The organism is Syntrophobacter fumaroxidans MPOB (assembly GCF_000014965.1).
GTDB classification, from domain to species: domain Bacteria; phylum Desulfobacterota; class Syntrophobacteria; order Syntrophobacterales; family Syntrophobacteraceae; genus Syntrophobacter; species Syntrophobacter fumaroxidans.
This window is the reverse complement of the sequence record NC_008554.1, coordinates 3,545,608-3,559,218: the sequence shown is the minus strand read 5'-3', so window position 1 is coordinate 3,559,218 and position 13,611 is coordinate 3,545,608. Positions and strand designations below refer to the sequence as shown.

Annotated in this window: 10 protein-coding genes; 2 read left to right on the top strand and 8 right to left on the bottom strand. The window is 61.2% G+C overall.

From position 1 onward, the window contains the following. Nucleotides 1-61: 61 nt before the first annotated feature. The 4 genes from SFUM_RS14955 to SFUM_RS14940 form a co-directional block, all read right to left on the bottom strand. Nucleotides 62-1,546, bottom strand: coding sequence for a spermine/spermidine synthase domain-containing protein (locus SFUM_RS14955; RefSeq protein WP_011699722.1), 1,485 nt, complete (start codon nt 1,544-1,546; stop codon nt 62-64). Between the two features lie 468 nt (nt 1,547-2,014). After that, on the bottom strand, nt 2,015-3,514 hold the full coding sequence (locus SFUM_RS14950; RefSeq protein WP_011699721.1) for an L-lactate permease: 1,500 nt from the start codon (nt 3,512-3,514) through the stop codon (nt 2,015-2,017). Nucleotides 3,515-3,578: 64 nt separating this feature from the next. Then, the gene (locus SFUM_RS14945) at nt 3,579-4,175 is read right to left on the bottom strand and encodes a tetratricopeptide repeat protein (RefSeq protein ID WP_244148066.1); all 597 of its coding nucleotides are present in this window, start codon (nt 4,173-4,175) and stop codon (nt 3,579-3,581) included. 594 nt (nt 4,176-4,769) lie between these two features. Next, complete coding sequence (locus SFUM_RS14940; protein WP_011699719.1) at nt 4,770-5,018, bottom strand: hypothetical protein; 249 nt, start codon at nt 5,016-5,018, stop codon at nt 4,770-4,772. Nucleotides 5,019-5,649: 631 nt separating this feature from the next. Between SFUM_RS14940 and SFUM_RS14935 the strand changes: the two genes are divergently transcribed. Then, nucleotides 5,650-7,167 carry a right-handed parallel beta-helix repeat-containing protein gene (locus tag SFUM_RS14935; RefSeq protein ID WP_167321357.1) on the top strand — a complete coding sequence of 506 codons (1,518 nt, stop codon included), beginning with the start codon at nt 5,650-5,652 and terminating at the stop codon, nt 7,165-7,167. A 26-nt stretch (nt 7,168-7,193) separates the two neighbouring features. Here SFUM_RS14935 and cooS read toward each other — a convergent pair whose 3' ends face one another. The 4 genes from cooS to SFUM_RS21930 all read right to left on the bottom strand — a co-directional run bounded on the left by cooS (nt 7,194) and on the right by SFUM_RS21930 (nt 12,580). After that, the gene (gene cooS, locus SFUM_RS14930) at nt 7,194-9,074 is read right to left on the bottom strand and encodes an anaerobic carbon-monoxide dehydrogenase catalytic subunit (protein WP_011699717.1); all 1,881 of its coding nucleotides are present in this window, start codon (nt 9,072-9,074) and stop codon (nt 7,194-7,196) included. 95 nt (nt 9,075-9,169) lie between these two features. Continuing rightward, complete coding sequence (locus SFUM_RS14925) at nt 9,170-9,778, bottom strand: 4Fe-4S dicluster domain-containing protein (protein ID WP_041440678.1); 609 nt, start codon at nt 9,776-9,778, stop codon at nt 9,170-9,172. Between the two features lie 70 nt (nt 9,779-9,848). Then, complete coding sequence (locus SFUM_RS14920) at nt 9,849-11,078, bottom strand: NAD(P)/FAD-dependent oxidoreductase (protein ID WP_041440676.1); 1,230 nt, start codon at nt 11,076-11,078, stop codon at nt 9,849-9,851. Between the two features lie 221 nt (nt 11,079-11,299). Further along, nucleotides 11,300-12,580, bottom strand: coding sequence for a hypothetical protein (locus SFUM_RS21930; protein WP_150109528.1), 1,281 nt, complete (start codon nt 12,578-12,580; stop codon nt 11,300-11,302). Between the two features lie 390 nt (nt 12,581-12,970). On the opposite strand from SFUM_RS21930, the gene SFUM_RS14900 reads away from it, so the two are divergent. Continuing rightward, nucleotides 12,971-13,525, top strand: coding sequence for an isochorismatase family protein (locus SFUM_RS14900; protein ID WP_011699713.1), 555 nt, complete (start codon nt 12,971-12,973; stop codon nt 13,523-13,525). The last annotated feature ends 86 nt before the right edge of the window (nt 13,526-13,611 follow it).

The window sequence follows — 13,611 nt, the reverse complement described above, 5'->3', positions numbered from 1 at the left end:
GACGGCGAGCCTTTTCGATTCCGGTCTCTTCCAAAGTAATACACCCGGAACACGCCGTCCGCTAGTCGAGCGCTTTTCCGTGATCCTCCTGATATTCCGCCAACTGCTGGACCTCCTCGTCCGAATACACCGGCTCCTCCGCCGAGAGACCATCCCGGACCGCCTCATAGTTGCCGGCCGCCACGCCCTGGAATTCTTCCTGGGCGAGGTACAGGCAGCCTTTCCGCAACCAGCTGTTGATGCGCGGATTGATGTTCCTGTAAACGTGCTTGAACGACAACCGGGTTGTGTTCCAGGACGTTCCTTTTCCCAGGAGCAGGACCACGCCGCCCGGCCTGGTGATGCGCTTGAGCTGATCGAAGAACTCCAGAGTGAAGAACCCGATGGCATAAGGGTCTTCAATGGAATGGTCCAGGGCGATGATGTCATACCGCTCTTTGGTGAACCTCACGAACCCGCGGAAATCATCAACGATGAAATTGCTCTTCTTCGATTGTGAGGCCAGCTCGTATTCGCGGGGGAAGAACATCTCCGCCGCCTCGATCACGGGCATGCAGTTCTCGACGATGTCCAACTTTCCGACCATGGGGGACCTTAGATAGGCGGCCGCCGTCACCCCGCTGCCGTAGCCCAGCAGGAGCACGTTGGACACGCGGTTCACGATGCCCAGGCTGGTCTGCGCCCATTGTTCGTGGATGAGCCGGTCGATGGGAAGATTGTAGCTCTGGTGGATGTTGTTGACTTTGAGGTCGATGGGCGGCTCGTCGAGTCGGAAGTCTCCGTCGCTGCCGCCGAGGACGAGATGCTTGGTCCTGGCGTCAGCCTCGTTGAGTTTCCAGACTTCCACGATGCCGAATTCACTGTCCTTGCTGAAGACGATACTCTCGGAAGGGAACAGCACATCGGCAAAGTCGAGGTGGATCGCTGCCACCGCCAAAACAACCACAGCCGCCGTGACGAACTTCCGCATCATGCTCATCAACGGATACATCGTGTACAGCGCCACGCCGGCGAACAGCACGGCACAGATGTAGGCCGATCGAATACCCCACAGGGGAACGAGCACGATGCCGTGGGCGAGTCCTCCGATGACGCTGCCGAGGGTGCTGAAAGCATAGATGTAAGTGATGTATTTCTCGCCTCGCCAGTGCATGATCTTGACACTGATGGCATAGGCCAGTCCTGACAGGAGCGACGGGGCGAAAACGGACACGATGAAGTAAAACCGCACCAGATTCTGATGGTGCGAATGATAGATAAAGTATTTTTTCGAAAGGAAGAACAGGATGATGAACAGGATGCTGAGCAGTTGAATGAAGGCGAACCTGCGCCGGGCATCGTTTTCATCCCTGACGCCGAGCTTCCGCCAGGTGCCGAGGTAGGCGCCGAACGCCAGTCCGACCAGGAACACGGAAATGATGATGGCGTTAGACACCGCCGTCGATCCGAAGATGTAAATGAACTCACGCAACAGCGAAAGCTCCAAAAGAAGAGAGACGATTCCAGCCGCGAAAATCGAAATGAAAATCAATCCAATGTCCTTCATCGCTTACTCCCGGGCAAAAGCGTGAGTGTCAAGCCGTAGTGCGTTCGAAGCGGCCGTCCCAGGGTGCATGAAGCCCCCCTGGCGTTCCACTGCCGACGACGACGAAATGGCGCCCATCCACGCACTTCAGGGCAGTAAGAGTCGAGCCCGATGCCTTCGGGCACCCTCACGACGCTCCGTTAAGGAGTTCCGGCGCCTCTTCGTCATTCACGCGAAAGCGGGAATTCGGCTCTCGCAAAGCATCCTGGTCCCCGACTTTCGACGGGGTGACGTTGGGGGGGGATCTTTCGACACACATTTAGCATAGCATTTGTGTCGTTTTCCCGCAATGCCTGTCCCGCGCGGGTTTTCAGGCAAATGAAACGTCGGGGTTCGACCGAAGCGCGTAACCCGATTGCCGAAATGCCGTCGATCGGGCTGCCGGAAATGGAGTCCTGCCCACAGGCGCATCGGGCGGGCGGGCGTGTCTCAGCCGAGCATGACCATGAGCAGCGCCCCGATCGCCAGGCTCAGTAGGATTCCCAGGGGAATGGTCCGGCGGAGGATCTCCGCTTCCCTGCCGATGGCGCCGCACATGGAAGCGGCCAGGGCAACCTTCATGGGAGAAGACAGGGAGCCGACGGCACTTCCCACCGCCATGCCCGCGGCGAGAAGAGACGGCGGCACATGGAGGAGTTGGGCGGTGGTGACGTGGAGCTTCCCGAACAGCACGATGGATGCCGTTCCGTAGCCGGTCAGGAATGTGCCCGCCCAGCCGACCAGGGGGGCGAACAACGGGTAGAGCCTGCCGGATATCCCGACCAGCCCGTGGGCCAGGGTGTGGGGGATGCTGCACGAGGGGTCCGATTCCGCAAAACCCGGGTGATAACCCGAAAAGGAGATGATCTGGCCGGCCATGCCGAAGAGCGCCATGGCAAGGACCGGCCGCCATGCCCGTACATTGGCGTCGGCAAAGTTCCTCCAGACCCTGCAGCGGTCGCGGACGATCCACGCCGCAAGAAGGTAGGACAGAATGATGTAGGTGTACGCGGAGGCCAACGGACGAAAATGGATGTCGTGGCCCGGCACGATGGCGACCGTCCCGGGCCAGGTTTCCATGGCCGCGCGCTTGACGGGTTCGATGAGGTTGACGGAGAAAAGACAGACCACCAGGAAAAGCAGCGGAGCAATGTCCGCGAGAAGTTTCGGCGGCAGGTGCCGGCGGCGCAACCCCGGGAGGCTCAGACCGAAAATGACGACAAGCCCTCCGGCCAGGCCGGCCACCGCTCCTCCAACATAACGGGCGGCAAGCACCGTTCCGCCCCCCGCCAGCAAGGCCACGACCGTGAGGAGCGGAAAAAGGGAGCCCCATTCCCTGCCCCGCCCCAGCAGCCATGGCATCGCGTAAATGATGAGCGCCGTCGCGAACGCGGAAAGCAGCGCGACATCCCGGGTCAGCAGATCCATTTCCAGCCCGGTCACGAAAAGCAATACGGTGAGGATGGCCCCGCCCAGCTCGAGGATCATGAGGCCGGCGTAGCCCGCAACCGAAAGAGCCGCGGCACCTGTTGAGGGAAGGCCCGCCGTGAGCAGCATCGGAGCAACTATCGGTTCCGCCACGATCCCCGCGCCTTCCGTGAGGTTCCCGACGCCCACCGCGATCAGTAGGACATTCTGCCACCAGTTGCTCGTGATGCTCGAGAACCACCCCACGACGCGGGACAGAGAACCGGTTTCCAGAAGCAGTCCGCAGAGCAGCATTCCGGAATGAATGACCAGCAGCAGGGGCAGATTGGTCAGCAGACCGTCCAGTCCCGCCAGCAGGACGACGACCGGCGAGGTCTTGAACCAGACGAGCACCAGCCCGATCGTGTACGCGGTCCCCCAGACGGCCAGCTCCAGTGCCTGGCGTTTGAAGCCCAGGGCCAGTGCCATGATGAGAAGAATGGGGGTCCAGGACATGAAGAAATCGAAGGGATCGATCGCCATCCGTCAGTCCGAGCCTGAACAAGTCGCGTGGCAAAAGCGGGCACTGTCGCGCCCGGAATTCGTATCACCTGGCCGCCGGAGGTTTCCCGGCAGCACTGTGTTCACCGCCGATACCACCGGACTCCGGTTTCAGTTCCGCTCCGTATTCCTTGAGCAAACGCAACGCTTCCCGGCAATCGTCCCGGAGGCCGGCAGGGCAGACGGAATGACAGGAGGATGCAAGCACCAGTTGCAGTTCCAGTAGGGCCTCTTCGGTTTTCCCGAGCTTATAGAGTGTCTCGGCCAGGAACAGATGGTTGGTGCTGTTCTTGGGAGCGATCCTGACCGCGGTGCGAAGGTGTTCGAGCGATTTCTCCATGTTGCCCTCTGAAAGCGGCCAACACGGCGCCTGGCACCTCACGCGTCCCAGCACCCGGTGAGGTCCGCCCTGGTCGTAGGCCTCGTCCAGGTCAAGCGCGACCTCCATCTTGTCGACGATGACCGGCACAAGGCGGAGCCCCCGGCCGGCTCCTCCGATTTCAGCCAGTCCGGCAAGATTCATCCCCAGCCAGTAATGGCCCTCCACCTTCGTCGGGTGTTCCCTGGAGAGAATCTCCGCGTAATAACGACCTTTCTGAAAATACCGCTCGCTTTCGCTCTTCTCACCAAACTCCCCCAGCATGAAACACAGCCGGGCCAATTCGGTCAGTGTGGCGTCGCTATGTTCTCCGGTCCACTGTAACGTACTTTCGTGACTCAGTATCTTACGGCCAATTTCGGCAGGATCAAACCGGTCTTCCGAAATCAAGGCCGAGACGCCCGGCGGCTTCTTTTTGACGATCGAAGGGCACCCGGTCGTGCCTGGTGGGGATGCCGGGGACTTTGCACAGAGGTTCTGCAGGCACGGAGCGCAGCTGCAAAGCATAATGGAAAGCACGATGCATGCAAGAGTTTTTGACAGAGCCGCAGACCTCATTTTGCGTCCCCTGTGGAAACCTCGGCACCTGTCGTCTTTTCGGCGACAATGTCCGGCCCGCGCCGCCGCGGGGTCGTTGACCAAGAACCTGGTTTGTCATCCGGAATCGCAGGAAGTGAGAGTAGAGAGCACGGCAGCTCCGGAACACAAAGCCGGGTGAAAACGCTCACCGGGATTTCTCATTCCGGGCGCAACACCCGCTCATTACCCTGATGATTATTTTATAGCGCCTTGCTTACCGTGAGGCAATGGCCGACAAACAAGGATGGCGACATTTCGAGAGGCGGGCTCGCAAGATTTCTATTTGAAATAAGGGCAGTCAAAATCGTTCGGAGCAGCTTCGGCCGCCGTTCCACAAAGCCCGCAATGCGTCTTCGGTTCGGCCGCCCGGCAATCCGCGGGCGCGTCTTCGGATTGGCGGAGCTCCAGACCGGAGGACTGGTCTTCATCGATGCCTTCAAAAGCCCCAATCAACCCCTCGGGGCCGTCGCCCGCTCCGGCGGGAGACCGGCTGCCCGCGCTTTCCTCCGATCCTCTTCGAAATCCCACGGCCTCCTCCGTTCCATCAGTGCACGCAAATCAAACAGCGACTGTCTTGGGGGTACAATTGCCGAATGTCCCTGACCGAAAAACCGTGCCGGCCAAGTGTCGGCTCCGGGTCCGCTCATTTCGGGAATCGCTCACATACCGGGCCGCAATCGAGTCTCTCACGCACCGGGAAATGGTGTCGTGCCGGGCATATTGCGTTCCGAATCCTTCATACCTGGGCGGCGACATTTCGCAATGCACGACGTCGGACTGCTCGGAAGCATCTTGGACGAAATGAACCGGGCGGTCAAAGATTTTCGATGCTCAGCCCGATTCGCAAAGTTCGCATGAAATAATTCTTGATTCCGCGATGGGCTCCGGATAACCATGGAGCCAAGGCGCCGCGGGCGGGGGGACCGGCGTGGATGCGCCTGACCGTTTTTCGGCACATCATAAAAAAACAAAGTCGCGCGGCCTCGGGTCGCGCGGCCGCGGAACTGAATTTCCTGGATCAAGGGTACCCGCGGGGAATGATACTTTGTGTGAAAATACCCTCGGCCCGGACCATTTTCACGCTTCGTCGTGAGCCCCCGGATCATGGAAAATGTGAAAAGTGTAGGTTTGACCCCGGATGTGGAAAGGAGAAACGCACGTGCGAACGGTTTTCAAAGTGCGAACCGCAGCGTGCCTTTCGGCCGCGATCGCGCTGCTGTTGTCGGTGATCGGCGCTGCGCCGGTCTTTTCCGCAACATACTACGTGGCCGTGACGGGCAGCGACGGCAACCCGGGCACCCGTGCTCGACCCTGGCGCACCGTACAGAAGGCGGCCAGGACCGTTCCGCCGGGCAGCGTGGTCTACGTGCGCGCGGGCGTGTATCACGAACGTGTCGAGGTTTCGGTTTCCGGCACGGCCGACGGCGGCGGCATCACCTTCCGGAACTATCCTCATGAGACCGCGGTCCTCGACGGGACCGGCTTGGTCGTGCCTCTCGCAGAGAACGGAATGTTCTTTATCGATGACCGCGATTATATCACCGTAAAAGGTTTCGAGATCCGCAACTACCGAACGTCGAGGAAGGATGCGGTGCCGGCGGGCGTGCACGTTCGCGGCGCCTCTCATCACATCAGGATTCTCAACAACCGGATTCACCACATCGAACACAACGGGACCCTGGAGACCGGCACGGACGCGTTTGGAATTGCCGTATTCGGCACGAGGGGGGCCCAGTCCGTCAACAATCTCGTCATCGACGGAAACGAGCTGTATGCCCTCAAGCTCGGATCGAGCGAATCACTGGTCGTGAACGGCAACGTGGAACATTTCCGGATCACCAACAATGTCGTGCATGACAACAACAACATCGGCATAGTGGCCATCGGGTTCGAGGGGGTCTCCCCCTCTGAAGCCACCGACCAGGCACGAGACGGCGTGATTGCGAACAACACCGTGTACCGGATCGATTCCTACGGCAACCCGGCCTACGGAGACGATCGCAGCGCCGACGGCATTTACGTGGACGGCGGGCGCAACATCGTTATCGAACGCAATATCGTGCACCACTGCAACATCGGGATCGAGCTGGCCAGCGAGCATTTCGGAAAGGCCACCCGCTACGTCACGGTTCGGAACAATTTCGTCTACCTCAACGACATCACCGGCATATCGATGGGCGGGTACGATACGCGACGCGGGAGCGCCGAGCACTGCACCGTCGTAAACAACACTCTGTTCCGCAACGACCGGCTCCAATGGGGCAACGGCGAATTGTGTCTCCAGTACAAGACCCGCAACAACGTGATCGAGAACAACATTTTCCACGCCAATGCGCAGAGCGTGCTCATCAGCAACGCGTTCTCGGACAATAGCGGCAATGTAGTGGATTATAATGTTTTCTATGCCCCGGACGGTCCGGCGGAAAGCGTGTGGCAGTGGAAGAAAGTCGACTATACAGGTTTCGCGGCATACCGCACCGCCACCGGCAACGATCTTCACTCCCGTTTCGTAAACCCCCGCCTGGTCGGCACAAGCCTGCCCGACCTGCATCTTCGAGCGACGTCACCCGCCGTCGACGCGGGCCGGAACCTCGCCGTGGCCGGGACGAAGGACATCGACGGACAACCACGGATTCACAACCACTCCATCGACATCGGCGCCGACGAGGTCCAATAGGCGGCCGACGGCGCCATAGGCTCTCCTTACACCTTCTGCGCGGGCAGGCCGAGGCCCCGCCGCTTTTCTTCGATATGGCGCCGAATCGCAAGCGCCGCCTTTTCCGGGTCGGGCTCCACGCTGAAGGTCGCTCCAACAACGTCCTGAAGCCCTTCGGTCAGCAATTTGACGACGTTCATGCTGCCGGTGACGGGAGGCATCGGCCCCAGCACCGTGTAAACGCCGGATGCCACGAAGTAGGCGCCGATGGCCACGGCTTTTTCCGAATACCATTCGGGTGCCGCCCCGGCGATGGGGAGATCGCTGATGTCGGTCCCCAGGGCGTTGGCCAGGGCGGAAGCGAGCACCAGGATGCGCACGTTGTCCACGCAGCTTCCCATGTGGAGAACGGGCGGAATTCCCAGGGCGGAGCAGATGCCCCGCAACCCCGGTCCCGCCATTTGCGCGGCGTCGGAGGCTTTGAAGCCGGCCTTGGCGGTGGCCACCGCGGCACACCCCGTATCGACGACCAGGATGTCGTTTTCGATCAGTCTCTTGGCCAGGGTAACATGCCCGAAGTCCTGGCGGATGCGCGGATTGTTGCACCCCACGATGCCGACCGCTCCGCGGATCGTTCCGGACTTGAGGGCATCGATGAGCGGCTGCGGAGTCCCGCCCAGTGCGCCCAGGATGGTCTCCACGGAGAACCCCCCGACGGCGTTCACGGGTTCCACCGGAATGTAGACCTCACCGCGGTTGGTGAAGTTTTCGATGGCCTCTTTCACCAGTGCCCGAGCCTCTTCGGCAGCGTTGTCGGGGTGGAATTCGCGGTGTTCCATTCCCGGGAATCGGGCCTTGTCGCTGGTGCTCACCATGCGCGTGTGGTAGCAGGCGGCCACCGTTCCCAGGGAAGGCATTATGCACTGGTAGTCGACGATCATCATGTCGACCGCTCCGGTGGTGAGCACCAGTTCGGTGGTCAGGTGATTTCCCGCCATCGCCACCCCGCTGCGCATCAGCAGTTCATTTCCGGTACAGCACACCCCGGCCAGGTTGATGCCGGCGGCTCCTTTTGAGGCGGCCAGTTGAAGCAGGTCTTCGGACCGGCAGGCGAGGAGGACCATTTCCGATACCACCGGGTTGTGCCCGTGCACGATGATGTTCACCTGGTCTTTCTTGAGGACTCCGACGTTGACCGCGGTGGTGGCCGGTTTGGGAGTGCCGAAAAGGATATCGGACAATTCGGTTGCGATCATCGATCCGCCCCAGCCGTCCGACAGAGCGTTGCGCAGCGCCTGCAGCAGCAGGCTCTGCCAGTTGTTGTCCACTCCCATGTGAGTCCGGTGCATCATTTCCGCCGTTTCCCGGTCGATCCCCCTGGGGGCGATGCCGAGCTTGTCCCAGACCTGGCGACGCTTGGCCGGCGCTCTGCGCAGAAGCGTCAGCGCCTTCTTTCGCGTTCCGAAATCTTCCTGCATGGCGTAGGCAAGCTGCTCGGCGATCTTGAGATCGTCCTTTCCGTCCGAAGAGATTCCGTATTCGGAGGCAACCCGCTTCAATTTCTCCGCATCCCGGATCCGGTAGCCGGCCGCCTTGCCCTTCGCAACTTCATCGAGCACTTCGATGAGGTCCCGTCCGTGATCGGAATGCGATGCGGCCCCCGCCGCAATCATGCGGCACAGGTTGCGGGCGACGATGATGTCGGCATCCGCCCCGCACACCCCCTTTTGCGGTCCCTCGCCGAAGGGATCGATGCGGCAGGGCCCCATGACGCAGATCCGACAGCTCAACCCCATTTCGCAGTAACCGCACTGGGGAAGCTGGTTTTCGAAACGGTCCCAGACGGTTTCAACCCGGTCTTTTTCAGCCTTCTCCAAGAGCAGCTGTCCATCTCGAGTGATGGTCCGCCCGGCATATGTATCGTTCATGGGTACCCCCTTCACAGGCGTTTACGGCTTGCGCCGCCGGTCCGTAACGGTGTCTGGCCGGACCGCGTTGGGCAAGCTGGGTTTGCGGGTCGGTCTCACGGTCGGCCGACGTGGAGTTCTTTCCTCTTGTGGCCGATGAGCAGCGCAAAGCGGGCGAAACCGGCCGGCAACTCGGCCTGGGACACTCCGAGGGAGACGCTTCGAGCCACCTCGTCCGTCTTGCGCTTCAACGCCTCCCCCGGTTCCTCGAAGGTCAGCGCGTTCACCTTGCACACCTCGACGCAGGCCGGGATCAGGCCTTGCTCCTGCCGTTCGAAACAGTTGTCGCACTTGACGGCCACCACTTTGCCGGGAGGGGCATGGCAGTCTTCGTGGTAACGGATCACCCCGAACGGACAGGCCATCGCGCAGGATGCGCAGTTGATGCACTTGTCCGGGTCGATGAGGACCGTATCCAGTTCCTCATCCCTAAAGATGGCCCCCGGAAGGCAGGCCAGAAGACATGGAGCCGGGTCGCAGTGGCGGCAGCGGTTCGGAAACCCCTCTTGGTACAGCCCCGCGCCGACGTGAATCCGGGGTTTCGGCACAGGCGATTCCAGGATCGCGGCGAAGAGGTTCCGGCTCCTGGAATGTGCGGTCGCGCACGCGGGCATGCATTGCATGCACCCCACGCATCGTTCCGGGTGTACGATGACTTTTTTCATGATGCATCCTCGATTCTTCGGATACCAACACGCGATGGTTCCCCGTGGAGAACGGTTTCGATCACGGTCGTCAAATGAACAGCCGGCGGCAGTTGAATCCGGGCGCCAGCATCTTTTCTCCGGGGATTCGCACCGCGATGCAACCCTGTATCAGGGCGACCAGGACGCCTCCCTGCTCGATGTCGTTGACCAGGGTCATGCCGACCAGCCGGTCCTCGTGAAAAACCAGCTTGCGGTAGGACCTGCGGCGGCGGTCGATGGCACTGACGATCTTATAACGGTCGTCTTCGGGGGGATTGACGATCCCCGCCGTCATGACGTCCAGACCGAAAATCCGGATGACGTTGCGGCTCAGGCTACCCTTGTAGGCCACCGTGCGCCCCGCCATGTTCATCCCGGCGATGCGGCCCTGGGCGACGGCTTCGGGCCAGATGGCGTTGACCCAGCGGCTGTTTCGGGCAATATCCATGGATTCCGCCACGTCGCCGGCGGCATAGATATCCGGGGCCGTCGTCCGGAGCTGCTCATCGACCAGGATGCCCAGGTCCACGGCGATCTTGTCGCGCGGGACGAAGCTCAGGGCGGGAAGAACCCCCTTGCCGACGACCACCATATCGCACGGGATTTCCGTCCCGTCCGACAGGTGAGCCCGCCGCACCGCCCCGTTTCCGTCGAATGCGGCGACGTCGGTTTCCACCCGCACTTCCAGCCCGCGCGACACCAGCTCTTTCAGGATCATTCGTCCGGCATGGGAATCCACCTGCTGGGAGAGCGGGTATCCGGAGCGGATCAGCATGGTCACCTCGACGCCGCGGCGCAGCAGACCGTAGGCCGCCTTGAAACCGACCAGGCCGCCTCCCAGGATGAGCGCCCTGCGGACTTGGGGCAGCGCCTGGAGCATGCCGCGAACGTGCTCTTGAGTGCGCATGAAGAAGATGTTCCCGAGGTGCCGGTTCTCGGCCCTGATCGGCCTCGGGTCCGCGCCTGTGGCAAGCAGCAGACGATCGAAGGGAATCGGCCGTTCACCCCCGATACGCACGGACTTCCCCTCCACGTCGATGGCGCTCACTCGATGACTCAGAACGGGACTGATTCCGGCCCGCTCGTAAAAGTCGGCGTCACGGATGGGCAACCGTTCACCGGTGATGGAACCCTCCAGGACCATGCTGATCATGGGGCGGCAGTAGGGCGGAGCGGTCTCGTCGCCGATCATGACGATGTCCGCATCGGGGGTCATGCTCCGGATCGTTTCGGCGGCGCTGATTCCTGCAATGCCGTTGCCGATGATCACGTGTTTCATGGCATTCTCCTGCGGGGGAGAACAAAGAAACCGCATCGAAAAAGGGAAAAGGGAGCTTTCTGCAAACCTGTCACATGGTCGAAGCATAAAATACGAGATGAGAACCTGTCAAGCAGGTGCGCGGACGGCGACGGAATTTCTGCCGGGCGGGAGGAGGCGCCGGATAGGATGTCTTGCGCGGAGCCCCGTTCCGGGGTCTACGCCGCCGGCGCGCAGGGCGTTCACCATTGGCCGCCGATGAGGGTTTTCCTGATCAGGGCGTAAAGATAGGTCATTTCTTCTTCAGGCAGTCCTTCGCCGAACCGGACCGAGGCATTGTCCCCGCAAGCCGTGATTCCCCGGGAACCGGCGCGTTTCATCAACCACAGGACACTGTCGGGCACCGGGCGGCCGTCGGACAGTCTGGGCACGCCGGTGTCCGGCAATTCCTGCCTCGGAACCCCGCCCGGCAGCTTGATGGTGTCCAGCATGTTCTTCATGGTTGGCATCTCCAGTTCCTGCAGCTCGTCCGAAGGGATTTCCGTGAGCTTGACCTTGCGTCCGATCCGCTCCCGCACGCGCAGAAAAGCGGGCGTCACGGTGACGACGGTTCGGTTCCTCGAAGCCGGGAACACTTTGCCGACCACGGACCACAACGGCCCCAGGATGAACACCACGAGGAATACGCCCATGAGCGCGTAGCGAATCGCGGGGGGTGCGGGGAGCCTTGTGAACGGCAGAAAGAAATACAGCCCGAATCCGACGAAGAGCGCCGCCCCAACCAGGTGCAGCAGCCTGGAGAGCCCGGAGGTCTGCACGGGGATCTCCAGGATCAGTCCGTCGCCGGTTTCCCTGATGATCGTTTTCATCTGGAACGGAGGATCGGGCAGGCGCGAAGTGTCCTCCTTCAGCCGCCGGGCCCGATCGCGAAGGGATTCGTACAGCTTGTCCGGATCCCGGAGGACTTTGACGCCACTCGATGAATCCTCCAGGGGCAGGGACAGGAATGCGGCTATTTCCTTGGCGGCGCGGCGCGCCTCGTGGTAATCGGTGGGGGAGCAGACAGCCACCGGTTTGACGAGGTCCCCTTCCAACCGGACGGGGTAGGTATCCGGAGAGTCGCTGTCACCGGAATCCTTGGTGAGAGTGACCCGGCGGACGTCGCCCAGGGAATGCTCCGTGCGCTTCATGGGGACCAGAAGTCCATGCCAGCGGATGATGAGCCCGTTGCGCCGGTCCAGGATCATGCCCGTCCTGCCGAAGACGAGCACGGCCCCCACCGCGGTAAACGTTCCTCCGAAGACGATGTAAACAAACCACGGGATGGCTTCGAAATTCTCCACCGGGATGATGCGCAACGGAGTCTGCAGGACGAAAAGACCCGCCAGCAGAAACGGCAGGCCGAAAATGGAGAGGCATCCCCCGCCGCTGCGGGTTTCCACCAGGTCCGGATCGTGGGTCGGTACGAAACGCGACCCGAACCCCTTCGGTCTCGGACCGCTCCAATCAACGGTTCTCGACATCGATTCACTCCAAGGTTTCGCCTTCAAATCTTCGGTGTATTCCCATCCTCTGTCCAATGCGAAGGACATCCCGATTTCCCGGTCCGGGAAGATCCCGACCTGTATTGAGGCGGATCGCCCGGTGAAATCGAGGAATCCATCCCGCCCGCACTGTATTTCGAATATCGGCCGTTATCAATCCTTTCCTGAAGGAATCGGACCCGGCTGTGCCCGTGCGCGGGGCTTCACTTCTTCCCGGGCGCTCATCGGTTTTTTGATGCAAGGTCGCAATCGACTGCGGATGGGAGGCGGGGATCTGTTATACAATGGAGTGGAGACAGGTTCGATTGCAGAGCGCGCGGGCCCGGGGTATCCGCGGAGTCCACGGTCTGCACGACAAAGGGGGAAGTCATGCGTCATGAAGTCATCGCCGATGCGGAAGACAGCCTGCTCCTGATCATCGACGTTCAGGAGGCAATGGTGAAGGTCGTGGAACGAATGAAGCCGACGGTCGACAGGGTGAACCAGTTGATCGAGTCCGCTCGAATACTGGACGTGCCGATCGTGGTCACCGAACAATACCGGAAGGGACTCGGAACCACCGTCGCGCAGGTGAAAATCGACCTGGACGCCAATCCCGCTTTCCACAAGGAGCATTTCAGCGCCTGTCTCGAGGACGGTTTCCTCGAGACCGTTCGCGGGTTCGGGCGACGCAAAATCGTGGTCGCCGGCATGGAAACCCATGTCTGTGTGCTTCAGACGGCGCTGGATCTCATCGCATCCGGCTACCAGGTGCATCTGGTGAGAAACGCCGTGACTTCCAGGTTCAATGAGGATTGGGAGACGGCCGTGGAGCTCCTTCGGGATGCGGGCGCGGTGATCACCACCGCGGAAATCGTCATCTTCCAGTGGGCGCGGCGCGCCAATACCGAGCGATTCAGAAGGCTCCTGCCCATCGTGAAGTAAAACCGGGAAAAGAACGCGCGTTGCGCTCCCGGGACAAGGAGAGCGGCGCCTCACGGCGCATCAACCGGGAGAAACGCGGCCCGTCG

What these genes read in the sequence shown, in the direction of transcription:
- SFUM_RS14920 (WP_041440676.1), bottom strand. Translation starts at nt 11,078, where the DNA reads ATGAAACACGTGATCATCGGCAACGGCATTGCAGGAATCAGCGCCGCC.
- SFUM_RS14950 (WP_011699721.1), bottom strand. Translation starts at nt 3,514, where the DNA reads ATGGCGATCGATCCCTTCGATTTCTTCATGTCCTGGACCCCCATTCTT.
- SFUM_RS14925 (WP_041440678.1), bottom strand. Translation starts at nt 9,778, where the DNA reads ATGAAAAAAGTCATCGTACACCCGGAACGATGCGTGGGGTGCATGCAA.
- SFUM_RS21930 (WP_150109528.1), bottom strand. Translation starts at nt 12,580, where the DNA reads ATGTCGAGAACCGTTGATTGGAGCGGTCCGAGACCGAAGGGGTTCGGG.
- SFUM_RS14900 (WP_011699713.1), top strand. Translation starts at nt 12,971, where the DNA reads ATGCGTCATGAAGTCATCGCCGATGCGGAAGACAGCCTGCTCCTGATC.
- SFUM_RS14955 (WP_011699722.1), bottom strand. Translation starts at nt 1,546, where the DNA reads ATGAAGGACATTGGATTGATTTTCATTTCGATTTTCGCGGCTGGAATC.
- cooS (WP_011699717.1), bottom strand. Translation starts at nt 9,074, where the DNA reads ATGAACGATACATATGCCGGGCGGACCATCACTCGAGATGGACAGCTG.
- SFUM_RS14945 (WP_244148066.1), bottom strand. Translation starts at nt 4,175, where the DNA reads ATGCTGGGGGAGTTTGGTGAGAAGAGCGAAAGCGAGCGGTATTTTCAG.